This is a genomic window from Cryobacterium sp. TS_SC_7, assembly GCF_056156285.1.
On the sequence record NZ_CM149589.1, the window covers coordinates 2,442,369 to 2,461,427 of the forward strand.

Annotated in this window: 23 protein-coding genes and 3 tRNA genes; 13 read left to right on the forward strand and 13 right to left on the reverse strand. The window is 67.2% G+C overall.

Annotated features, from left to right (window positions below; translation table 11 throughout):
- Nucleotides 1-25: 25 nt before the first annotated feature.
- From AC0J5J_RS11210 to AC0J5J_RS11220, 3 genes are all read left to right on the forward strand, one after another.
- Nucleotides 26-110, forward strand: a tRNA-Ser gene (locus tag AC0J5J_RS11210).
- Between the two features lie 40 nt (nt 111-150).
- Nucleotides 151-1,437 carry an LCP family protein gene (locus tag AC0J5J_RS11215; RefSeq protein ID WP_241972679.1) on the forward strand — a complete coding sequence of 429 codons (1,287 nt, stop codon included), beginning with the start codon at nt 151-153 and terminating at the stop codon, nt 1,435-1,437.
- A gap of 87 nt (nt 1,438-1,524) precedes the next feature.
- Nucleotides 1,525-1,615, forward strand: a tRNA-Ser gene (locus AC0J5J_RS11220).
- Between the two features lie 304 nt (nt 1,616-1,919).
- On the opposite strand, the gene AC0J5J_RS11225 is transcribed toward AC0J5J_RS11220, so the two are convergent.
- Nucleotides 1,920-3,482: a carboxylesterase/lipase family protein gene (locus tag AC0J5J_RS11225; RefSeq protein ID WP_474898031.1), complete on the reverse strand. Its 1,563-nt coding sequence runs from the start codon at nt 3,480-3,482 to the stop codon at nt 1,920-1,922.
- Between the two features lie 30 nt (nt 3,483-3,512).
- Nucleotides 3,513-4,247: a flavodoxin family protein gene (locus AC0J5J_RS11230; RefSeq protein ID WP_134424047.1), complete on the reverse strand. Its 735-nt coding sequence runs from the start codon at nt 4,245-4,247 to the stop codon at nt 3,513-3,515.
- Between the two features lie 93 nt (nt 4,248-4,340).
- Between AC0J5J_RS11230 and AC0J5J_RS11235 the strand changes: the two genes are divergently transcribed.
- Together AC0J5J_RS11235 and AC0J5J_RS11240 are read left to right on the forward strand one after the other, a co-directional pair.
- Nucleotides 4,341-5,711 (forward strand): MFS transporter, encoded by a 1,371-nt coding sequence (locus AC0J5J_RS11235; protein WP_474898033.1) that lies wholly within the window; start codon nt 4,341-4,343, stop codon nt 5,709-5,711.
- Nucleotides 5,712-5,760: 49 nt separating this feature from the next.
- Nucleotides 5,761-5,833: transfer RNA gene (locus tag AC0J5J_RS11240), tRNA-Arg, on the forward strand.
- A gap of 72 nt (nt 5,834-5,905) precedes the next feature.
- Here the strand turns inward: AC0J5J_RS11240 and AC0J5J_RS11245 are convergent.
- The 5 genes from AC0J5J_RS11245 to upp form a co-directional block, all read right to left on the reverse strand.
- Complete coding sequence (locus tag AC0J5J_RS11245) at nt 5,906-6,076, reverse strand: hypothetical protein (RefSeq protein WP_166785483.1); 171 nt, start codon at nt 6,074-6,076, stop codon at nt 5,906-5,908.
- Between the two features lie 129 nt (nt 6,077-6,205).
- A complete protein-coding gene (locus AC0J5J_RS11250) occupies nt 6,206-6,397 on the reverse strand; it encodes a DUF1918 domain-containing protein (RefSeq protein WP_134424049.1) in 192 nt (63 codons plus the stop codon).
- A 92-nt stretch (nt 6,398-6,489) separates the two neighbouring features.
- Nucleotides 6,490-6,924, reverse strand: a complete 435-nt coding sequence (locus tag AC0J5J_RS11255; protein WP_241972680.1) for a MarR family winged helix-turn-helix transcriptional regulator — start codon at nt 6,922-6,924, stop codon at nt 6,490-6,492.
- 249 nt (nt 6,925-7,173) lie between these two features.
- Nucleotides 7,174-7,869, reverse strand: a complete 696-nt coding sequence (locus AC0J5J_RS11260; RefSeq protein WP_134424050.1) for a winged helix-turn-helix domain-containing protein — start codon at nt 7,867-7,869, stop codon at nt 7,174-7,176.
- Nucleotides 7,870-8,387: 518 nt separating this feature from the next.
- Nucleotides 8,388-9,020 carry a uracil phosphoribosyltransferase gene (gene upp, locus AC0J5J_RS11265; RefSeq protein ID WP_134424051.1) on the reverse strand — a complete coding sequence of 211 codons (633 nt, stop codon included), beginning with the start codon at nt 9,018-9,020 and terminating at the stop codon, nt 8,388-8,390.
- A 34-nt stretch (nt 9,021-9,054) separates the two neighbouring features.
- Here upp and tadA point away from each other — a divergent pair, with 34 nt between their 5' ends.
- The gene (gene tadA, locus AC0J5J_RS11270) at nt 9,055-9,534 is read left to right on the forward strand and encodes a tRNA adenosine(34) deaminase TadA (protein ID WP_198414224.1); all 480 of its coding nucleotides are present in this window, start codon (nt 9,055-9,057) and stop codon (nt 9,532-9,534) included.
- On the opposite strand, the gene AC0J5J_RS11275 is transcribed toward tadA, so the two are convergent.
- Both AC0J5J_RS11275 and AC0J5J_RS11280 read right to left on the reverse strand, forming a co-directional pair.
- Entirely contained in the window at nt 9,491-10,204 is a 714-nt protein-coding gene (locus tag AC0J5J_RS11275; protein ID WP_474898034.1) for a glutamine amidotransferase, read from the reverse strand. The genes tadA and AC0J5J_RS11275 overlap by 44 nt on opposite strands.
- A complete protein-coding gene (locus AC0J5J_RS11280; RefSeq protein ID WP_474898036.1) occupies nt 10,201-11,163 on the reverse strand; it encodes a cation diffusion facilitator family transporter in 963 nt (320 codons plus the stop codon). The genes AC0J5J_RS11275 and AC0J5J_RS11280 overlap by 4 nt, the downstream gene beginning before the upstream one ends.
- A 67-nt stretch (nt 11,164-11,230) precedes the next feature.
- Between AC0J5J_RS11280 and proC the strand changes: the two genes are divergently transcribed.
- Nucleotides 11,231-12,079, forward strand: a complete 849-nt coding sequence (gene proC, locus AC0J5J_RS11285; RefSeq protein WP_134424054.1) for a pyrroline-5-carboxylate reductase — start codon at nt 11,231-11,233, stop codon at nt 12,077-12,079.
- Between the two features lie 48 nt (nt 12,080-12,127).
- Here proC and AC0J5J_RS11290 read toward each other — a convergent pair whose 3' ends face one another.
- Together AC0J5J_RS11290 and AC0J5J_RS11295 are read right to left on the reverse strand one after the other, a co-directional pair.
- Nucleotides 12,128-12,799: a potassium channel family protein gene (locus tag AC0J5J_RS11290; protein WP_474898038.1), complete on the reverse strand. Its 672-nt coding sequence runs from the start codon at nt 12,797-12,799 to the stop codon at nt 12,128-12,130.
- A complete protein-coding gene (locus AC0J5J_RS11295) occupies nt 12,792-14,222 on the reverse strand; it encodes a TrkH family potassium uptake protein (RefSeq protein WP_474898040.1) in 1,431 nt (476 codons plus the stop codon). The genes AC0J5J_RS11290 and AC0J5J_RS11295 overlap by 8 nt, the downstream gene beginning before the upstream one ends.
- Nucleotides 14,223-14,308: 86 nt before the next feature.
- Between AC0J5J_RS11295 and AC0J5J_RS11300 the strand changes: the two genes are divergently transcribed.
- A complete protein-coding gene (locus AC0J5J_RS11300) occupies nt 14,309-14,755 on the forward strand; it encodes an ArsR/SmtB family transcription factor (protein WP_134364384.1) in 447 nt (148 codons plus the stop codon).
- Between the two features lie 127 nt (nt 14,756-14,882).
- A complete protein-coding gene (locus tag AC0J5J_RS11305; RefSeq protein ID WP_003792170.1) occupies nt 14,883-14,981 on the forward strand; it encodes a 30S ribosomal protein bS22 in 99 nt (32 codons plus the stop codon).
- A 51-nt stretch (nt 14,982-15,032) separates the two neighbouring features.
- Here the strand turns inward: AC0J5J_RS11305 and AC0J5J_RS11310 are convergent, their stop codons facing one another.
- Nucleotides 15,033-15,755 carry an HAD family hydrolase gene (locus tag AC0J5J_RS11310; protein WP_474898042.1) on the reverse strand — a complete coding sequence of 241 codons (723 nt, stop codon included), beginning with the start codon at nt 15,753-15,755 and terminating at the stop codon, nt 15,033-15,035.
- A gap of 56 nt (nt 15,756-15,811) precedes the next feature.
- Here AC0J5J_RS11310 and AC0J5J_RS11315 point away from each other — a divergent pair, with 56 nt between their 5' ends.
- Nucleotides 15,812-16,081: a glutaredoxin family protein gene (locus AC0J5J_RS11315; RefSeq protein ID WP_134424058.1), complete on the forward strand. Its 270-nt coding sequence runs from the start codon at nt 15,812-15,814 to the stop codon at nt 16,079-16,081.
- Nucleotides 16,078-16,374: a Dabb family protein gene (locus tag AC0J5J_RS11320; protein ID WP_134424059.1), complete on the forward strand. Its 297-nt coding sequence runs from the start codon at nt 16,078-16,080 to the stop codon at nt 16,372-16,374. The genes AC0J5J_RS11315 and AC0J5J_RS11320 overlap by 4 nt, the downstream gene beginning before the upstream one ends.
- A 54-nt stretch (nt 16,375-16,428) precedes the next feature.
- On the opposite strand, the gene aspS is transcribed toward AC0J5J_RS11320, so the two are convergent.
- Nucleotides 16,429-17,742 (reverse strand): aspartate--tRNA(Asn) ligase, encoded by a 1,314-nt coding sequence (gene aspS, locus AC0J5J_RS11325; protein WP_474900221.1) that lies wholly within the window; start codon nt 17,740-17,742, stop codon nt 16,429-16,431.
- Nucleotides 17,743-17,820: 78 nt separating this feature from the next.
- On the opposite strand from aspS, the gene AC0J5J_RS11330 reads away from it, so the two are divergent.
- Both AC0J5J_RS11330 and AC0J5J_RS11335 read left to right on the forward strand, forming a co-directional pair.
- Nucleotides 17,821-18,465, forward strand: a complete 645-nt coding sequence (locus AC0J5J_RS11330; RefSeq protein ID WP_474898044.1) for a histidine phosphatase family protein — start codon at nt 17,821-17,823, stop codon at nt 18,463-18,465.
- Nucleotides 18,462-19,058 carry a TlpA family protein disulfide reductase gene (locus AC0J5J_RS11335; RefSeq protein WP_474898046.1) on the forward strand — a complete coding sequence of 199 codons (597 nt, stop codon included), beginning with the start codon at nt 18,462-18,464 and terminating at the stop codon, nt 19,056-19,058. The genes AC0J5J_RS11330 and AC0J5J_RS11335 overlap by 4 nt, the downstream gene beginning before the upstream one ends.
- Nucleotide 19,059: the final 1 nt, after the last annotated feature.

A 19,059-nucleotide genomic window follows, 5' to 3' on the forward strand; every position in this document is an offset into this window, starting at 1 on the left:
ATCAGCGCAGCCGGGTAGTGAAACGGGAGGGCTGTCCGAGCGGCCGATGGAGCCAGTCTTGAAAACTGGTGGGCAGAGATGTCTCGTGGGTTCGAATCCCACGCCCTCCGCATCTTTATCTGCACGGCCTGCATCAACGAAGGGACCTGAGTGAGCGACCAATTGCGCCCCCGCTCGTCACGATCGAGGAAGCTCGCCACCATCGCCCGCCACGGTCGTCTCCGCCGTTCCAACCCGTTCATCGCTCTGGCCAAGGTTCTCGCCGCGTCGCTGGCCGTCGTGCTCGTGAGCGGCGTCTCCGTTGCCGCGATCGCAACCTACGACGTCGCCGCGAGCGTGCAACCGGACGTGAAGCTCGCCAACGAGACCGCGGGCCCGGCGACCAGCATCGATGCGATCGAGGGTGGGGTGAATCTGCTCATCGTCGGCAGTGACAGCCGCAAGGGCCAGGGCGAAGCGTTCGGCCCGGAAGACTCCACCGGCGACCTCAATGACGTGACCATGCTGCTGCACATCTCCGAGGACCACAGCAACGCCTCCGTGATCAGCTTTCCCCGGGACCTGTATGTGCCCATTCCCGAGTGCCCTGACCCGGAGGGTGGCACCTTCGATTCGATGAGCAGCCAGAAGATCAACACCACGCTCACCTACGGCGGTTTGGCCTGCACGGTTCTCACCGTGGAGAAACTGACCGGCCTGAGCATCCCCTACGCGGCGGAGGTGCAGTTCAACGGCGTCATCGCCATGTCCACGGCCGTCGGAGGCGTTCCGGTCTGTGTCGCCGAAGACATTGAAGACGAGTACACGAACACCTATCTGGAAGCCGGCATGCACACGCTGGAGGGAACGGCCGCGTTGCAATTCCTGCGCACCCGCCACGGCGTCGGCGACGGCAGTGACCTGACCCGGATCAGCAACCAGCAGGTATTCCTGTCCTCGCTCATGCGCACGGTCAAGAGCGCCGACACCCTCACCGATCCGCTCAAGGTGTACTCCCTGGCCAAGGCCGTGACGGCCAACATGAGCCTCTCCACCAGCTTGAACGACGTCTCCACCCTCGCCTCGATCGCGGTGGCGCTGAAGGACATCGACCTCAGCAAGGTCGTCTTCATCCAGGTGCCGACCGGAACGGTCGACGGCGGGGTGGAGGCGGTCGAACCCGACTTCGGCGACCTCTTCGCGGCGGTCGCCGCCGACGCCTCGCTCCAGCTGGGCGGCACCACCGGGGGAGGCGCCACCGTCGACCCGAACGCTCCGGTGGTCGCCGAACCAGACCCGGCAGCCACCGTTGACCCGGCGACCGGTGAGGTCGCGGATCCCGCCGTCCCTGATCCGGCCGTCACGGATCCGTCGACAACCGTGCTCTCCGACTCCGTGACCGGCCAGACCGCCGGCGAACTCACCTGTTCGGTCGGGCGCACGCTCGACGACCAGTAGCGCCCGCCGGCATCCGTCGGTCCGGTTCGTGCGGATGCCGTCAGTACGGTTATGATTGCAATCGTGTGTTTGCATTGCAGGCACCAAGGAGACGTCGCATAGTACGGCTTAGTGCACCACCCTGCTAAGGTGGAGTACCCTTCACGGGGTACCGTGGGTTCAAATCCCACCGTCTCCGCACTGAGATCCTTCGCACAGAAGGTCCTTCGCACGAGCAGCATCCGCCCCTCCATTCCGGTTCCCCGGGATGTGGGGGTTTTGTCTTTCCCCCTTGTGCTCTCCCCCTTGTCCTTTCTCCCGCGCCGCACATATCCGCTGCACGTTACTGCGGAGATTTTCGCGACACACCGGGTCTCCGGGCGGGGCGAATGGCGTGTCGCGAAAAACTCCTCTCTTGCCGCGGTGACGGATGACGCGGACCGGGCGCGAAGGCCGGCCGTGCTCTGCCGGCAACCTGCGCCAGACCCAACCGCCGCAGCGCACTAGAAGCCCGGCAGGAACTCCTGCCACACCGCCCGTCGTTCTCCGCGCGGATCCGACTCGATGCGATCGACCGCGTCGATGATCAGGGTCAGCCGGTCCGACTCCGTGTAGGTCGGCCAGGTGTCGTCGGGGCGCCCGGTGCAGGCGAAGCGCAGCCAGTGCAGACGCATCCGTTCGCCCGCGTTGATGAAGAGTTCCCGCCCGCCCAGCAGGCTCATCGCCCGGGCCACGGGACCGTCGACGTGGTCGAACAGGGCGAACAGCTCGATGCCGTGGGTGGCGCCCATGCCCAGCAGGTGCATGAGCCGGGGGGCCAGGTCGAACCGGTAGGCGTAGACCGCCGCGAACCGCGAGTGGAAATCGCCGATCTGCAGGCTCGGAAACCAGAACACGAAATCCCCGCCGAAGTCGGCCGATGACCTCTTCGCCGGAAGGCTGGCATAGACGGTCCGCATCGCGTCGTGCGAATTCACCGGGGCGTGGTCGAAAATGGCCGCGATGCGCTTGGGCGATTGCGGCAGGATGTCCACCCGTCCCCGGAACAGGGAGCCCTCCCGCTCGTTCGTGCCGATGATCAGCGGCACTCGGTGCGCGGTCCCGTTCCGGAAGGCGTCGAGGGTGCGCTCGGGCAGGAAGTCCCCGTCGATCACCGGGATCAGGCAGAAGGTACCCGGGTTCGCATCGGGGGTTCGCGACTGCAGTTCCACCGCGGCCCGGGTCAGGTCGGCCACGGCCGCGCCGGTCAGCAGCTCGTTCGGGGAGAGGGCGTCCGCGTCCGGTTCGAGCGATCGCAGTTCCGCCACGAACTCTGCCGCCCAACCCTCCGTCAGCGCATGCGAGAACGACGCGCTGGTGGGTGGGCTCTGCGCGATCGCACGGGCGAACAGGCCCTTCGCCGCGGGCGTCACCATCAGGTGCAGCACGGCATTGGCGCCGGCCGACTCCCCGAACACGGTCACATTGTGCGGGTCGCCGCCGAAGGCACGGATGTTGTCGCGCACCCACTCCAGCGCGGCCACCTGGTCGCGCAGGCCCAGGTTGCTCTCGAGGGGCCGTTCCGGGGTGGAGTACCGGGAGAAGTCGAGGTAGCCGAGAGCCCCCAGGCGGTAGTTGAAACTGACGTAGACGACCCGGCCGGTGCGCACGAAGCTCTCGCCCCGGCCGGTGAAGTCCTGTGAGGAGCCCACGCTGTAACCCCCGCCGTGGATGAAGACCATCACCGGGCGGCCCAGGCGTTTGCGGGACGACGACGCCGGCCGCAGCACGTTGACGGTCAGGCAGTCCTCCCCGGCCGGTACGCGCGGCCGGGTGCCCTTGAACTGGCTCTTGTAGGGCTGCGGCGCGACCCGGCCGAACGTGGAGGCGTCCCGCACGCCCTGCCAGGGAGCGACGGGCTGCGGGGCCCGGAACCGCAGTTCCCCCACGGGCGGTGCGGCGTAGGGGATCCCGCGCCAGGCCAGGATGCCGTCGTCGGCCACGCCGCGCACGACCCCTCCCGTTACCCGCACGTCCAGCCGGCTCCGGGGAGAAGTCGGCGCCACGGGGGTCAGGGTCACGGTCATGGTGGGCTCACTTCTGGCGCAACGGCGCCGCTATCGGTACTCCGGGTTCGGCTGGAATCCGAATCGCTCGCCCTGGTCCCACTCGGCGCGGAGGTTGCCGTAAGCGGGGATGCCGCCGTTGGCCTTCAGAATCGCGGCCAGGTGCATCAGGTTCCAGGTCATGAACGTGGTGTTGCGGTTCGTGAAGTCGTTGTCCGGGCCGCCGGAGCCCGGGTCCAGGTAGCTCGGTCCCGGCCCGATCGCGCCGAGCCAGCCGGAGTCCGCCGCCGGGGGGATCGTGAACCCGATGTGCGCCAGGCTATAGAGCACGTTCGACGCGCAGTGCTTCACGCCGTCCTCGTTGCCGGTGATGACTGCTCCGCCCACCTTGCCGTAGTAGACGTACTGGCCCTTGTCGTTCATTTCGCCCGACATGGCGTACAGCCGTTCGATCACGCGCTTGGTGACCGACCCGTTGTCGCCGAGCCAGACCGGCCCGCCGATCACGACGATGTCGGAGGTGCGCACCTTGTCGAACAGGGCCGGCCAGGCATCCGTCGCCCACCCCCGTTCGGTCATATCGGGGTAGACGCCGGTGGCGATGTCGTGGTCGACGGCCCGGATTGTTTCGACGTAGACGCCCTGCTCGTGCATCAGGTTGATGCTGAGGTTCATCAGGCCCTGCGTGTGGCTGATTTCCGGGCTTCGTTTGAGGGTGCAGTTGATGAACAGGGCGCGCAGGCCCGCATATTCGAAGGATGCCTGGGTGTTGCGGGTCGGGGTCATGGCGCCAGTTTTGCACCGGCCCCAGACCTCGGCTAGGGCGGTGCGCGGCGCTCCGGGGTGCGCCCGCAGGCCCCGAGGAGGTTAGATGAGAGGATGATAGCCAGAGACCGCCGGGTGCTGATCGTGGCCATTCTGGCGTCGTTCGTCGCCTTCCTGGACGGGTCCATCGTCACGGTCGCGTTGCCGGCGATTTCGGCGGAGCTCGGCGGCGGGCTGGCGTTGCAGCAGTGGGTGGTCGACGGCTATCTGCTCTCCCTGGGCGCCCTGATCCTCGTGGCCGGGTCGCTCTCCGACACGTTCGGCCGGGTGCGGGTGCTCCGGATCGGCCTCGTCTGGTTCGGAATCACCTCGCTCGCATGCGCGGTGGCACCCTGGGGGAGCGCGCTCGTGCTCGCCCGGTTGCTGCAGGGCATGGCGGCCGCCCTGCTCGTGCCGAGCTCCCTGGCGCTGATCACGTCCACCTTCTCCGGAGCGGCACAGGCTCGCATGATCGGCGCCTGGACCGGTTGGACCGGGATCGCGGGCATCATGGGCCCGGTGCTCGGCGGCATCCTGGTCGACACGCTGAACTGGCGCCTCATCTTCGGGCTGAACGTGATCCCCATCGCGGTCACGCTGTACCTGCTGGCAGGACTGCACGAACCAGGGCGCACCCGGCCGGCCGCGCCGCTCGACGGGTGGGGTGCCGGTCTGGCCGCGCTCGGCCTGGGCGGTGCCGTCTTCGCCCTGATCGAGCAGGGCCGGCTCGGCTGGTCCAGCCCGATCGTGTTCGTCCCGTTCATCGTCGGGGTGCTCGCCTTCTCCGCCTTCCTCTGGTGGGAGGCGCGCGCGCCGCATCCCATGATGCCTCTGGACCTGTTCCGGATCCGTAATTTCGGGGTGGGCAACCTCGCCACGGTCGGTGTCTACGCGGCCCTCAGCCTCGGCTTCTTCGTCGTCACGGTCTATCTGCAGCAGGTCGGCGGCTTCTCCGCCACGGCGGCCGGCTTTGCGGGCATCCCGGCAACCGTCATGCTGCTGCTCCTCGCGACCCTGTTCGGCACGCTCGCCGGCCGCTACGGCCCACGGATGTTCATGGCCGTCGGTCCGGTCGTCGCGGGTCTCGGTTTCCTGCTGCTGCGTGGGGCGGTGCCGCCCATCGACCTCTGGGTGGACGTTGTACCGGCCATCGTGGTGGTCGGCCTCGGACTGGCCATCACCGTGGCGCCTCTGACCTCCGCGGTGCTGGGATCGATCCCCGCTGAGCAGGCCGGGATCGGGTCGGCCGTCAACAATGCCGTGGCCCGGGTGGCCGGGCTGATCGCGGTGGCTCTGGCCGGAACCATCATCGGGGCGGCGCTCGACGTGGCCGGCTTCCAGCGTGTGATGGTGGTCGTGGCGGGCCTGATGATCGCCGGGGGGATCGTTTCCTGGCTCGGAATTCGCACCCCCGCAGCGCTTGCGGCACCAGAGCGCCCCGAATAGCTGTTATAGTTTTCAAGTTGTCATAGAGCGCTTAGCTGAATGACAGCCTGCGCTCGTAGCTCAACGGATAGAGCATCTGACTACGGATCAGAAGGTTGGGGGTTCGAATCCCTTCGGGCGCACAACATGAAACCCCCGCAATCGTCCAGATTGCGGGGGTTTTTTCGTACCCGGGGCGCGGCCCGTCGGGCAGGTCAGCGCGCGGCCACCAGGGTCCGGGGCTGGTGGGCCGACTCGCGGCGCACATTGGTGCGGTCGCATCCGGTGCAGCTCAGAACGTAGACCGGAAGGGCGTGGTGCTCGGCGTGCGCCGGGTTCGGCGTCAGGCGAGCGGCCGAGTGACAAAAGGGACACGTGATTCTCATGGCTGAGGCTCCTGTTCTTGTACCCGCCACGATCTGCAACGCGTAATCCGAAGTTAACTCAGGTCGGCTCGGCGCAGTACCCCCTTGACCCGGCCGGATGCCTGTGCTCGGCCGTCTCGGGACGCGGCTCTACGAGTGGTCGATGTGCTCGATCATGAAGTCCGTGCCGGGGTAGACGATGCTCTCGTGCGCTTCACTGAACCGCACGAGGTAGGGCGGTTCGCCGTCCGGTCCGCGAACCTCCAGAATCACGCCATGCCGGTCCGAAGCCTCCACCGTCTTGCCTCGAATGACGATCCGGTCTCCCTGCGCTGCGTGCATGGGAACCACCTCCTCGCCGGTTACCGTACGCCCGCCCGTGGTGTCTGCACAGGGGGGCGCGGGGGCGGTGCGCCGGCGAAGGGGCGGCAGGGTCAGTCGCTGCCGCGGAGGCGGTCGCAGAGAGCGGTCAGCTGTGTGAGTTCGTCGGCGCTCAGGGTGTCGCCGATGCGCTCGGTGATGGTGTCCATGTGTTGCAGCGCGACCCGGCGGAAGAGCTCGAAGCCGGCATCCGTCAATTCGATCAGCGCGCCGCGGCCGTCGGTCGGGTCGGTGTGCTTCTGCACGAAACCGCGCAAAGCCAGCCGGTCGACCAGGCGGCTCACGCTGGGCTGGGTGAGTAGCACGTGCCGGTTCAGATCGCGGAGCCGCAACTGCCGTCCGGGTGCCCGGGACAGGTTGAACATGACGTCGTACTCGTTGAAGGAAATCTCCCGGGACGGGAAGTCGGCGGCGATACTGCGCATGATGGCGACCTGGGCGCGGAACAGGGACTCCCAGGCGGCTACAGCCACGGCTCGATCGGTCACGCTGCCTCCACATCCTTGAACTCCAAGAATAGAGACTCCGTACGAAGCCGCCTCATCCACTCGTGGCGAATTCAAAGAAAAATAACGAACGGATAACTAGCTTCTCGTTACGCGTTCGTTATATATTCGGAGTGCGTCAACCGTTTGCTGTGGCGGAAGACGCGAAATGTGATTGCAGGACACTCTTGGTGCAAGGGAAGAGGGCCGGTCGTAGCTACTACGACCGGCCCTCTGTCATGCAGGCACCACTCAGAAGACGTCGGGGCTGGGCGTGCTGGACTGGCGGATCGACACGTCGGCGTGACGGTCGAAGCGGTAGCCGACGCCGCGCACGGTGCGCACGATGTCCTCGTAGCGGCCGAGCTTGGCCCGCAACCGGCGCACGTGCACGTCGATCGTGCGCTCGTTCGGGGCGTCCTCGTCGTCCGCGGCGTTCCAGAGCTTGGAAATCAGCTCGGCACGTTCGATGGTGCGGCCTTCGCGCAGCACGAGGTACTGCAGCAGTTCGAATTCCTTGTAGGTGAGCGCCGCGGTCTCGCTGTCGAGGATGACGCGCTTGCGGGAGATGTCCACCACGACGCCGCCGGGCGCGCGGTCGGGGTCTTCGGCGACGTTGCGGTGCTTGGCCAGGGCGGTGGGGTCCTGCAGCGCGAGGCGTACGACGTCCACGTCGCGGCCGCCGGCGCCGGCCGGTGCCAGTGCGACGGCGGCATGGGTCTCCGCGGCCGGGGCGATCGTACTGGTCAGCGCCTTCAGGGCCTCGACGATGCGGCTGAGGCTGGTTCCGGCCGCTGCCGCGGTGTCCTCGTCGATGCCGACGTACAGAACGAAGCCGCGGGCCTGCGTGCCGTCGGGCACGGCCCGGATGCGCGGCGCGGCCGGGGTGGGAGCGGTCTGAAGTTCGAGGCGGGCTGAGCGGGCGGTGTCAATGTGAGCAAGCGACATGGCGGTGATCCTTGGCTGGGATGCTGCAGGGGAACCCGATGCACGAAGCGGTTGCGGGTTCGAAAAAGTTCGGCCGGTGAATGGCCTGGAGGCAGTCGAAGAGACTCGGAGTTCAACCGGCCGGCCGCGATACGTCAGCGGGGCGGGAACGGGGCGATGGTTCGCTGGTTAGCGGGACATTCGGCAACACGCGGAGCAGCCGCCGGGCATCAGCATCATGCCGGCAGTCCCGGGGGCCTCGACGGAGGTCTGGGGGCGTGCGCTCGTTGTCATAGTTGCGAGTAAAGCCCACTGTTACGGCGTGTGTCAATTCTGTGACCGAGGATGACGCTGTGCGACGCGCATCACGTTCGGTGACTCTGCGACGGATCGGAGGATCCGCCGCAGAGAGGGAAACTGTGAAAGCATCCGTGATGAAAAGACACTTCATCAAAGATTCGTGAATATGTCGGGGTTGCATGCCATGTGGGTCGCAGGACCTGCATGGCCGGTACCCGGCACCGGATCAGTCGGTTCTGCTACACCAGACCGTAGAGGCGGTCGCCGGCGTCGCCGAGCCCGGGCACGATGTAGCCGTGTTCGTCGAGACGGTCGTCGACGGCGCCGAGCACAATGGTCACTTCACGGCCCTCGAGGGCCTTTTCCACCGCGGCGAGGCCTTCCGGGGCGGCCAGGATGCAGATGGCCGTGACGTCGACGGCGCCACGGTCGAAGAGGAACTGGATGGCCGCGATCAGCGAACCGCCCGTGGCCAGCATCGGGTCGAGAACGAAGCACTGGCGGTCGGACAAGTCGTCGGGCAGACGCTCCGCGTAGGTGGTCGGCTCGAGGGTTTCCTCGTTGCGGGCCATTCCGAGGAAACCGACCTCGGCGGTCGGCAGGAGTTTGACCATGCCCTCGAGCATGCCGAGCCCGGCGCGGAGAATCGGCACGACGAGCGGCTTGGGGTTGCTGATCTGCACGCCGCGGGCCACGGCGACCGGGGTCTGCACGGTCACTTCCTCGACCCGCACACCGCGGGTCCCCTCATAGGCGAGGAGAGTCATCAGCTCTTCGACAAGTGATCGGAATATCGGCGACGGGGTGTTCTTGTCCCGGAGAACCGTGAGTTTGTGGGTGATCAGGGGGTGGTCGGCTACGTGGACTCGCATAGGCTCAATCTACTAGTCGGGGAGAGGAACGTGGATGGGCGAGGTCGATCGCCGGCACAGTGAATGGATGCGGCTGGCCCTGCACGAGGCCCGGGCGGCACTCGAAACGGGCGACGTTCCCGTGGGCGCGGTGGTGCTGGACGCTGCCGGCACGGTCATCGGGCGTGGGCGAAACGAGCGCGAAGCGCTGCAGGATCCGACCGGCCACGCGGAGATCGTCGCCATCCGACAGGCCGCCCAGGCTCTGGGGGACTGGCACCTGACCGGTTGCACCCTCGTGGTCACGTTGGAGCCCTGCGTGATGTGTGCCGGGGCGATCCTGGCGGCGCGCGTGCCCGTGGTCGTGTTCGGCGCGTGGGACGAGAAGGCCGGGGCCGCCGGTTCGGTGTACGACGTGTTGCGGGACCGCCGGCTCAACCACCGGGCTGAGGTCTACGCCGAGGTCGACGCGGAGGAGTGCGGGGAGCTGCTCAGAGCGTTCTTTCTGGATCCAGCCCGTCGAGCCATTCGCTGAACATGGCCCTGGACGCGCTCTGCATGCCCCTGGAGTAGAGTTCCCGGTCGCGGCGCAGCTCGCCCGGGTCGAAGCCTTCCGCGGCCACCTCGGCCTCGGAGGCGGCCAGCCAGACCTCGTGCATCTCGGCGGTGACCTCCGGGTGGAACTGCACGGCCAGCGCCCATTTGCCGATGGAGAAGGCCTCATTGCCGTATTGGGGTGAACCGGCCAGTCGCGTCACCCCGTCGGGCAGGTCGAAGGTGTCGCTGTGCCACTGGAAGACGGGAACGCCGCTGATATGGCGCACCGGGGACGCCGCGCCGGCCTCCGTGGGCACCACGGACCGGTAGCCGATCTCGTTCGTCGGCCCGCGGTAGACCCGGGAACCGAGGGCTGCGGCCATGAGCTGGGCTCCGAGGCACACGCCGAAGACGGGCAGGCCCGCGCCGAGCCGGTGCTCGAGCAGCGCGATCTCGTCGTGCAGTGCCGGGAACGCGTCGGCCTCGTAGACCCCCATCTCGCCGCCGAGCACGACCAGCAGATCGCCGTCGGTCGGGTCGAGGGAGCGCACGTCCTCCCGCAGCGTGTCGACGTAACGGACGACGTAGCCGTGCTCCACCAGGACGGGCTCGAGATTGCCGAGGTGGATGGTGTCATCGTGTCGCAGAACGACCGCGGTGCGGCTCACTCACTGCCCTTGATGACGATGGCGTCGGTGGGAGGCTGGCGTCGGTTGGGGTCGACGTACAGGTCCGGTTCGAGGTAGATCACCCGGGCGGCCGGCACGGCCTCACGGATGCGGGCTTCGACCGAATCGATGCCCGCGGCCACGTCGGCGAAGCGGTTGTCGGCGTCGAAGGCGATCTTGGCCGCGACGAGGAGTTCGTCCGGACCGAGGTACAGCGTCTTGAGGTGGATGATCTTCTGCGTCTCCGGGCCGGAGAGGATGGCGCGCTGGATGGATACGGCATCCGCGGTGTCGGCACCCTCACCGACCAGCAGGCTCTTCGTCTCGATGCCGAGCACGACAGCGACGAGCACGAGCAGCACTCCGATGAACAGGGTGCCGATGGCGTCCCAGATCGGGTCGCCGGTGATGATGGTCAGGCCGACGCCGAGGAACGCGAAGACCAGACCTGTGAGCGCGGCGACGTCTTCGAGCAGCACCACGGGCAGCTCGGGCGCCTTGGAGTGCCGCACGAACTGCACCCAGCCCTGCGTGCCGCGCACGAGGTTCGATTCCCGGATCGCGGTGCGCAGCGAGAAGGACTCGAGGCCCATGGCGACCAGCAGCACCAGGATGGGCAGCCACGGAACGTCGAGCGGGTGCGGATTCTGCAGCTTGCTCACGCCCTCGTAGAGGGAGAAAACGCCGCCGACCGAGAACAGGATGATCGACACGACAAAGGCGTAGACGAAGCGTTCCCGGCCATAGCCGAACGGATGCTCCGTGTCCGCTTTCTGCCGCGACTTACGACCGCCCACCAGCAGCAGCACCTGGTTGCCCGAGTCGGCGAGGGAGTGCACGCCCTCGGCGAGCATCGAGGAGGAGCCGGAGAATCCCCAGGCCACGAACTTCGTGATCGCGATGCCCAGATTGGCACCGAGTGCCGCCACGATTGCCTTGTTCCCGCCCGATGTGCTCATTGGGCAATCCTAGAACGATCGAAAAGGCGCCCGGCTCCGACCCCTGCCTCGAAAGTAGACTCGTCGGATGACTTCGACTGCATCGACCACCCTGCCCACGATCGCATTCCTCGGCGCCGGCTCTATGGCGAGGGCCGTACTCACCGGGCTGCTGCAGCCGGGCGTGACCGTGCAGGGTGGTATTCGTGCCACCAATCGCACCGCCGCCAAGGCCGCCGAACTCCGCGCGACCGAGGGCGTGACCGCCTACGCCACCGCGGAGGACCCGGAGGCCAACCGCACGGCCGTGGCCGGTGCGCGCATCGTGATCGTGGCCGTGAAGCCCGCGATGGTCCCGGACCTCCTGCGAGAGATCGCCGACAGCCTGGAGCCCGGAACGCTGGTCGTCAGCGTCGCCGCCGGCGTCACCATCGCGACGTTCGAAGCCCTGCTGCCCGACTCCGTCTCCGTCATCCGCTCGATGCCCAACACTCCGGCCGTCGTCGGCAAGGCGGTCACGGGGCTGAGCGCGGGGTCCCGGTCCAGCGCCACCGATCTCGAGCTCGCCACGGCCCTCTTCGGCACCGTCGGCGACGTGCTGGTCGTGCCCGAGGAGAAGCTCGACGCCCTCAGTACGATCTCCGGGTCCGGTCCGGCTTACGTCTTCTACCTGATCGAGCAGCTCACGGCCACGGCCCTCGACAAGGGCTTCACCCCGGAGGAGGCCGCGGTCATGGTGAACGGCACCTTCCTCGGTGCGACCACCCTGCTTGCCGCATCCGACCTGTCGCCGACCGAGCTACGCCGCCAGGTGACCAGCCCGAGCGGCACCACCGAGCGGGCCGTGTGGGAACTCGAGAAGGGTGGCCTCAAGGAGCTGTTCGACCGGGCGACGGATGCCGCGCTCGCCCGGGCCCGCGAACTCGCCGGCCACTGACCCGCGAGTGCCCGGCCAGGCCGGGGTTCCCGGCCGCGAACTCCCGGCCTAGAACTCCAGCGCCGCGAACCGCTCGATGTCGGATTTGGTGCCGGAGACGATGATCAGGTCCTGGTCGGTGACCACGGTCTTCTCGGTGGCGTAGGTGAAGGGTCTGCCGGGGCTCTTCACGCCGACGACGGTGACGTTGTATTTGCGGCGCAGCCCGGATTCGGTCAGGTTCAGGCCCCGGATCGGCTTGGGCGGGATCATCTTGACCAGCGCGAAGTCGTCGTCGAACTCGATGAAGTCGAGCAGACGCCCCGAGACCAGATGGGCCAGTCGTTCGCCTGCCTGCGCCTCCGGGAAGACGACGTGGTTCACGCCGATGCGCTCGAGGATCGTGCCGTGGGACTTGGAGATCGCCTTCGCCCAGATCTGGGGAATCCCCAGGTCGACGAGGTTCGCCGCGATGAGCACGCTGGCCTCGACGGACGAGCCGACCGCGCAGACGGCGATCGAGAAGTCCTGGGCGCCGATCTGGCGCAGCGCCTCCATGGAGGTGGCATCGGCCTGCACCGCATGCGTGACCCGCTCGGACCACTTCTGCACGAGGGTCGCGCTGCCGTCGACGGCGAGCACCTCGCGGCCGAGCCGGTCGAGTTGCCCGGCCGTGGCTGCCCCGAATCGGCCGAGGCCGATCACCAGCACGGGTGCGTCGTGTTTGAAGCGGTCAGCCAACGATGGGTCTCTCTTCCGGACGGGAGAACAGCTGCCTGCTCTGGCTCGCGGCGAGGGCAGCCGCGAGTGTCACTGTACCAATCCTGCCCATGAACATGGTCGCAGCCAGCACGTACACCCCGGCCGGAGGCAGTTCGGCGGTCAGTCCCGTCGACAGGCCGCAGGTGGCGAACGCGGAGATCACGTCGAAGAGCACCAGGTCGAACGGCGCCTTGGAGATCTGCAGGATCAGGATGCTGGACACGGCTACGGTCGTGGCGCCCCACAGCACCACGCTGACCGCGAGCCGCAGAATATCGCTGGGGATGCGCCGCCCGAACGCCTCCATCTGGCTTCGCCCGCTTGCCTCGGCGAACGCCGCCAGGAAGAGGATGGCCAGGGTCGTCACCTTGATGCCGCCCGCGGTGGACGCGGAGCCGCCGCCGATGAACATCAGCATGTCTGTGACGAGCAGGCTGGAGCCGTGCAGGTCGCTGACGGTGATGGTCGCAAAGCCGCCTGATCGGGTCATCACCGACATGAACAGCGATTGGAAAATCGTGTCGCCCGCGTTCAGGGAGCCGAATGTCTTCGGGTTGTCGAACTCGAGCGCAATGTAGACCGCGATGCCCGCGACGATCAGCACGATGGTCGTGAAAAGGGTCAGCTTCACGTGCAGGGACCAGCGCCGGGGGCTGCGCCAGCCTCGGGCGAGGGCATAGATCACCGGGAAGCCCAGACTGCCGAGGAAGGCCCCGAGCATGAGGGCGCTGAGGAACCAGTAATCGCCGGCGAACGGGGTGAGACCCCCGACGTTGGGGGAGAAGCCGCTGTTCGTGAAGGCCATGGCCGCGTAGTAGACGCCCTGCCAGAGCGCTTCGCCGGCAGGTGTACCGACCGCCAGAATCCGCGGAAAGAGCAGGGCCGCCACGACCAGCTCGATCACGAAGGCGCTGATCGCGACCGTCACCAGCAGGTTGCCGACCTCGCCCAGGCGGATGGCCTGGCCTTCGTTGACCGGCCCGGCGTGGATGCGGGACGGGTTCGTGTCGCTGGCCGCCATCAGCCGGGCGCGCAGCCCCAGGCGCCGGGAGATGACCATGCCCATCAGGGAGGCGAGGGTCAGAACGCCGACGCCGCCGATGTTGACTCCGACCACCACCAGCACGTTGCCGAATGCGGACCAGTGCGTCGCCATGTCCACTGTGGCGAGGCCGGTCACGCAGATCACCGAGACCGCGGTGAAAAGGGCGTCGTGCAACGGAGTGATCGAACGGTCCACGGTGGCGATCGGCAGCGAGAAGAGCAGGGTGAAGACGAGCACCAGCGCCGTGAACACGAGGATGGCGAAGCGGGACGGTGAGCGGCGGACCAGGCCGTCGACGGAGTCCCGAAGCCAGGCGTACCAGCTGGTGGGACGCGGCGCGAAAGCGGAACCCGCCATCCGTGTCTGCACTGAAACCTCCGACTTGCCCGCGACGAACGGCTGTCGCCATGGTATCCCCCACCGGGAATGACTAGCCTTGGGGCATGGCAGACATATTCGGCGTGGTGGCGGATTCGACCCGACGCGAAATTCTACGCATTCTCCTCGAGCGATACAACCAGTCGAGCACGGCCGGGGGCGAACTCAGCGTGTCTGACATCGTCGACAAGCTCGGGCTGAGCCAGCCGACCATCTCGAAGCACCTCAAGGTGCTGCGGGAAGCGGGTCTGGTGGGAGTGAGGGAAGCCGGTCAGCACCGGTATTACCACCTGGATTACGCGCCGCTCGAGGAGATCGAGGACTGGCTGATCCCGTTCCTGAGCGTCGACTTCGACGCCACCGTCGGGGAGATCGCCGAGGAGGCCGAAGGCCTGAAGGACGAACAGCGGGCATTCGCTGCGGCCATCGGGAAGGCCTTCGCCGACACGTCATTCCAAATGGCGCATGCGGTCAAAGACGCTAAGCCCCGAAAATGGCGCAAAAACGACTGAGCCGACCCGCCCCCCGGCGTTCGAATGTGCAGGGCCGCGTAGGAGAGCGTTCTTTTTCCGGTAGACTGCCATTTACCGTGTCTGTCGCGAATCCCGCGGCGAAACCAATTTCTTTTGTGAGGTCCGTGTGGGTTCTGTAATCAAGAAGCGACGCAAGCGTATGGCGAAGAAGAAGCACCGCAAGCTGCTTCGCAAGACTCGTCACCAGCGTCGTAACAAGAAGTAGACGGTTCAACCGTTCGTAAGATGTACCGGCGTGAGCGCTAGGCCCCTGGGCCTAGCGCTTTTTGCTTGCCCGGGTGGCGGCCGTGATACTGCGGCGCTTGAGAATCATGACCGGCCAGTGGCGCGCCGCCGCGTAACGGCGCAGCGTCGCATCGGGGTTCACGACGACCGGGTTGCCCACCAGGTCCAGCAACGGAATGTCGTTGTGCGAATCGGAGTAGGCCCAGCAGCCGGCCAGGTCGGCCCCGCTGATGGAGGCCTGAATGGTGGCCGCACGTGCCTTCTGGGCGCCGTGGCACACCCCGTCCATCAGGCGGCCCGTGAACACGCCGTCAACGGCTTCGAGCCGGGTACCCAATGCTCCCGTGAGACCGAGCCGCTCGGCGATGACGTCAGCCACCTCCTGTGCCGTCGCGGAGACGAGCCAGACCTCACGTCCGGCCTTCAAGTGGGCGCGGGCAACGGCGACCGTCTCCGGCCAGAGCCGCTGCAGGAGGCGGGCGTCGACGATTTCCGTGCTCAGCGCGACGAGGTCGGCGCGGGTGTAGCCCACGACCACTTCCAGCGCACGCTCGCGGATGCTGGCGAGGTGCACCCCGTTCTCGCCGACCATGAGGAACCGCGCCTGCTTCCACGCGAACGATGCCACGTCCCGGCCGGTGATCAGCCGCCGCCGCCAGGCGCCGACGCTGAGGTGGTACAGGCTCGCGCCGCGCAGCAGAGTGTTGTCCACGTCGAAGAACGCGATGGCTGGGGCGGCAGTGGCTTCGGACATGTGAGCAGCAAGTCTAGTTGCCTGAGTCGTTCCCGGAGCCAGCATAGGCTGGTGCCATGGCTACCGCACTCCTCACCCTGATCGGCAAGCCCGGCTGTCACCTCTGCGACGACGCGAGAGACCTGATCGGCAGTGTCGTGACCAAGCTGGCCGACGACCCGTCGGCCCCGGAGATCGTGATCGAGGAACGATCCATCCTTGATGACGCCGAACTGCACGCCCTCTACGTCGAAGACATCCCGGTGCTTCTGCTCAACGGCAAGGTGCACAATTACTGGCGCATCGATCCGTTGCGGCTGCGCAGCGCGATTCTGGCCGTGCGATGATCCGGCACATCGTCTCCTGGCAGCTGTCCGAGGCCGACCCGGCCCGGAAGGCCGCCCATGCGGCTGAGATCGCGGCCCGCCTCGAAGCGCTCGTGGGCGTCGTCGACGAGATCCGAGCCCTGCGGGTGGGTGCAGATGTGGCCGGCGGCGCCAACTGGGACGTGGTTCTGGTGGCCGACTTCGACGACCTGGACGCGGTCGGTCGCTATCAGGTGCACCCCGCGCATCAGGCGGCGGGAGCGTTCATCCGTTCCGTCGTCTCGGACCGGATGGCCGTCGATATCATCGTCTGACCGGCTCGGGCGGGCACGGCGGCTGCCCCACCGTGGCAGGGCAGCCCTCGCCGGTTACGGCTCGAGACGCGTCGGGCCGCGGAACAGGTAGGTGACCTCGCGGATGCTGGCCTGGTGCAGCAGCAGCATCAGCACCCGGGCGAGGCCCATGCCGAACCCGCCGTGCGACGGCACGCCGTAGCGGAAGAAGTCGAGGTAGCCCTCGATCTCCTCGGGGTCGACGCCCTTCTCCTTGGCCTGCTCGACGAGGATGTCGATGCGGTGCTCGCGCTGTGCCCCGGTCGAGATCTCGGTGCCGTTGAAGATCAGGTCGTAGCTCTTGGTGATGCTCGCATCATTCTCGTGGCGCATGTGGTAAAACGGCCGAATGCTCGAGGCGTAGTCGGTGAGGAAGACGAACTCGTGGCCGAAGGTCTCGAGCACATAGGCGGCGATCTGACGTTCGCCCTCGGGGTCCATGTCGTCGTCGTCGCGCGGGACCTCGTAGCCGCGGGACTTCACGATCTCCTTGGCCTCGGCCAGCGGGATGCGCGGGAACGGCGTGCTGGGCACGGTGACCTCGACGCCGAAGAGGGCCAGAACCTCCTCGCCGTGCTTCTCCTTGACGGCGGTGAATCCGGCGACCAGCAGCTCTTCGTGCAGCTGCATGACGTCTTCGTGGCTGTCGATCCAGCTGATCTCGGAGTCGACGCTGGTGAACTCGGTGGAGTGGCGACTGGTGAACGACGGGTCGGCGCGGAACGCCGGGCCGACCTCGAAGATCTTGCCGAAGCCGGCGGCCTGGGCCATCTGCTTGAAGAACTGGGGGCTCTGCGCGAGGTAGGCCTTGGTGTCGAAGTACTCCACCTCGAACAGCTCGGCGCGGGACTCGCTCGCGCTGGCCATCAGCTTCGGGGTGTGCAGCTCGATGAAGTCGTTGTCGATCCAGTAGGTGCGCATCGCATGCTCGAACGTGGTCTGCAGGCGGAAGATCAGGTTCGCCTTGGGCTGGCGGAGGTCGAGGAAGCGCCAGTCGAGGCGCTTGTCGAGGCTGGAGTCGGCGGCGATGGGGGTCTCGGGGATCGCGACCGTGACGACCTCGAGGGTCGCGAGCTTGATCTCGATTCCGCCGAGCTTGACGCGCTCGTCGTGCTTGAGCTCACCGGTGACGGTGACGAAACTGCCCTGCGACAGGGTGGAGATGGTGCTGGCCGGTTCGTCGGCGACGACCACGCCCTCGGCATCCGTGGTGCGCGGGTTCACGAGTTGAACCGCGCCGGATTCGTCGCGGAGCACGACGAACTGCACCTTCTTCTGGTCTCTGACGGTGTCGACCCATCCGGACACCGTTACGGGGCCGTTGTCGAGGGCGGCCAGGTTCTTGATCACTATGCGCTGAGTCACCGGTCAAGTTTAGCCGCACGGCTCTCGGCGTATTCGCGGGTATCTCCTCCGTACACTGGAAGAGTGGTAGCCAATCAGGTACATCTCGTGCGGCACGGCGAGGTTTTCAACCCCGAACGCGTGCTGTATGGACGCCTGCCCGAATTCCGGCTCTCCGATCTGGGGGTGCAGATGGCCGAGGCCGCGGCCGCCGATCTGGTGCAACGCGCCCGTCCCGTCATTCGGGTCATCTCCTCACCCCTGCAACGGGCCCGCGAATCGGCCGCGCCGATCGCCGCGGCGTTCGGTCTCCCCATCGACATCGACGACCGCATCATCGAACCGGCCAACGTCTTCGAGGGAAAGCGGATGCGCGGGGCCGACGGTGCACTGCGCGACCCGCGCAACTGGCCGGCCCTGGCCAACCCGCTGCGCCCCAGCTGGGGCGAGCCGTTCGAATCGATCGCGCAGCGCATGCTCGCCGCCATCGATGATGCCCGCCGCTCCGTCGACGGGGGCGACGTCGTGCTCGTCAGCCACCAGCTGCCGATCTGGATGGTGCATCGCGCCCTGGCCGGCCAACGCCTCGCCCATGACCCGCGCAAACGCCGCTGCGACCTGTCGAGCATCACGACGATCTCCTTCCCGAGCGACCGGCCGGCCGAGTCCGGCTACACCAACCCGGCCCTTGTCCTGCAAGCCGGCGCCACGGATGTGGGCGCCGTATGAGCCACCGTCCGCGTAACGCCCTGGTCGGTCTCGTCGCCGCAGCGCTGCTGCTGACCGGCTGCTCCACCGACCCCCTGGCCGAACAGTACCGTGAGGGCAGCAGCAAGGGTTTCATCGCCGGCGACGGCAGCTGGACCGAGATCCCGGTCGCCGAGCGCGGCGATCCCGTGACCTGGGGCGGCGCCGACGAGAACGGCACCCCGCTCTCCAGCGATGACTTCGCCGGCAAGGTTGTTGTGGTCAACTTCTGGTACGCCAGCTGCGCGCCCTGCCGGGCGGAAGCCCCGGCCCTGCAGGAGCTCAACGAGGAATTCTCCGGCACGGACGCCCACTGGGTCGGCGTCAACGTGCGGGACCAGGCCGCGAATGCGACGGCGTTCAACGAGAGCTTCGGCATCACCTACCCGTCGGTGATGGACGTCGACACCGGGAGCATGCAGCTCGCGTTCAGCGGCAGCATCCCGCCCAACGCCGTTCCCACCACCCTGGTTCTGGACCGATCCGGCCGGGTCGCGGCACGCATCCTCGGTGCGGTGTCGGAGCCATCGATCCTCGAGACCCTCGTGCGCGACACGATCGCCGAGGAACCGTAGG

Coding starts and splice junctions, on each gene's coding strand:
- AC0J5J_RS11310 (WP_474898042.1), bottom strand. CDS start 15,755: ATGTCCGAAGCCACTGCCGCCCCAGCCATCGCGTTCTTCGACGTGGAC.
- proC (WP_134424054.1), top strand. CDS start 11,231: ATGACTTCGACTGCATCGACCACCCTGCCCACGATCGCATTCCTCGGC.
- AC0J5J_RS11230 (WP_134424047.1), bottom strand. CDS start 4,247: ATGACCCCGACCCGCAACACCCAGGCATCCTTCGAATATGCGGGCCTG.
- AC0J5J_RS11300 (WP_134364384.1), top strand. CDS start 14,309: ATGGCAGACATATTCGGCGTGGTGGCGGATTCGACCCGACGCGAAATT.
- upp (WP_134424051.1), bottom strand. CDS start 9,020: ATGCGAGTCCACGTAGCCGACCACCCCCTGATCACCCACAAACTCACG.
- AC0J5J_RS11335 (WP_474898046.1), top strand. CDS start 18,462: ATGAGCCACCGTCCGCGTAACGCCCTGGTCGGTCTCGTCGCCGCAGCG.
- AC0J5J_RS11280 (WP_474898036.1), bottom strand. CDS start 11,163: ATGAGCACATCGGGCGGGAACAAGGCAATCGTGGCGGCACTCGGTGCC.
- tadA (WP_198414224.1), top strand. CDS start 9,055: ATGGGCGAGGTCGATCGCCGGCACAGTGAATGGATGCGGCTGGCCCTG.
- AC0J5J_RS11245 (WP_166785483.1), bottom strand. CDS start 6,076: ATGAGAATCACGTGTCCCTTTTGTCACTCGGCCGCTCGCCTGACGCCG.
- AC0J5J_RS11295 (WP_474898040.1), bottom strand. CDS start 14,222: ATGGCGGGTTCCGCTTTCGCGCCGCGTCCCACCAGCTGGTACGCCTGG.
- AC0J5J_RS11235 (WP_474898033.1), top strand. CDS start 4,341: ATGATAGCCAGAGACCGCCGGGTGCTGATCGTGGCCATTCTGGCGTCG.
- AC0J5J_RS11315 (WP_134424058.1), top strand. CDS start 15,812: ATGGCTACCGCACTCCTCACCCTGATCGGCAAGCCCGGCTGTCACCTC.
- AC0J5J_RS11225 (WP_474898031.1), bottom strand. CDS start 3,482: ATGACCGTGACCCTGACCCCCGTGGCGCCGACTTCTCCCCGGAGCCGG.
- AC0J5J_RS11320 (WP_134424059.1), top strand. CDS start 16,078: ATGATCCGGCACATCGTCTCCTGGCAGCTGTCCGAGGCCGACCCGGCC.
- AC0J5J_RS11260 (WP_134424050.1), bottom strand. CDS start 7,869: ATGTCGCTTGCTCACATTGACACCGCCCGCTCAGCCCGCCTCGAACTT.
- AC0J5J_RS11250 (WP_134424049.1), bottom strand. CDS start 6,397: ATGCACGCAGCGCAGGGAGACCGGATCGTCATTCGAGGCAAGACGGTG.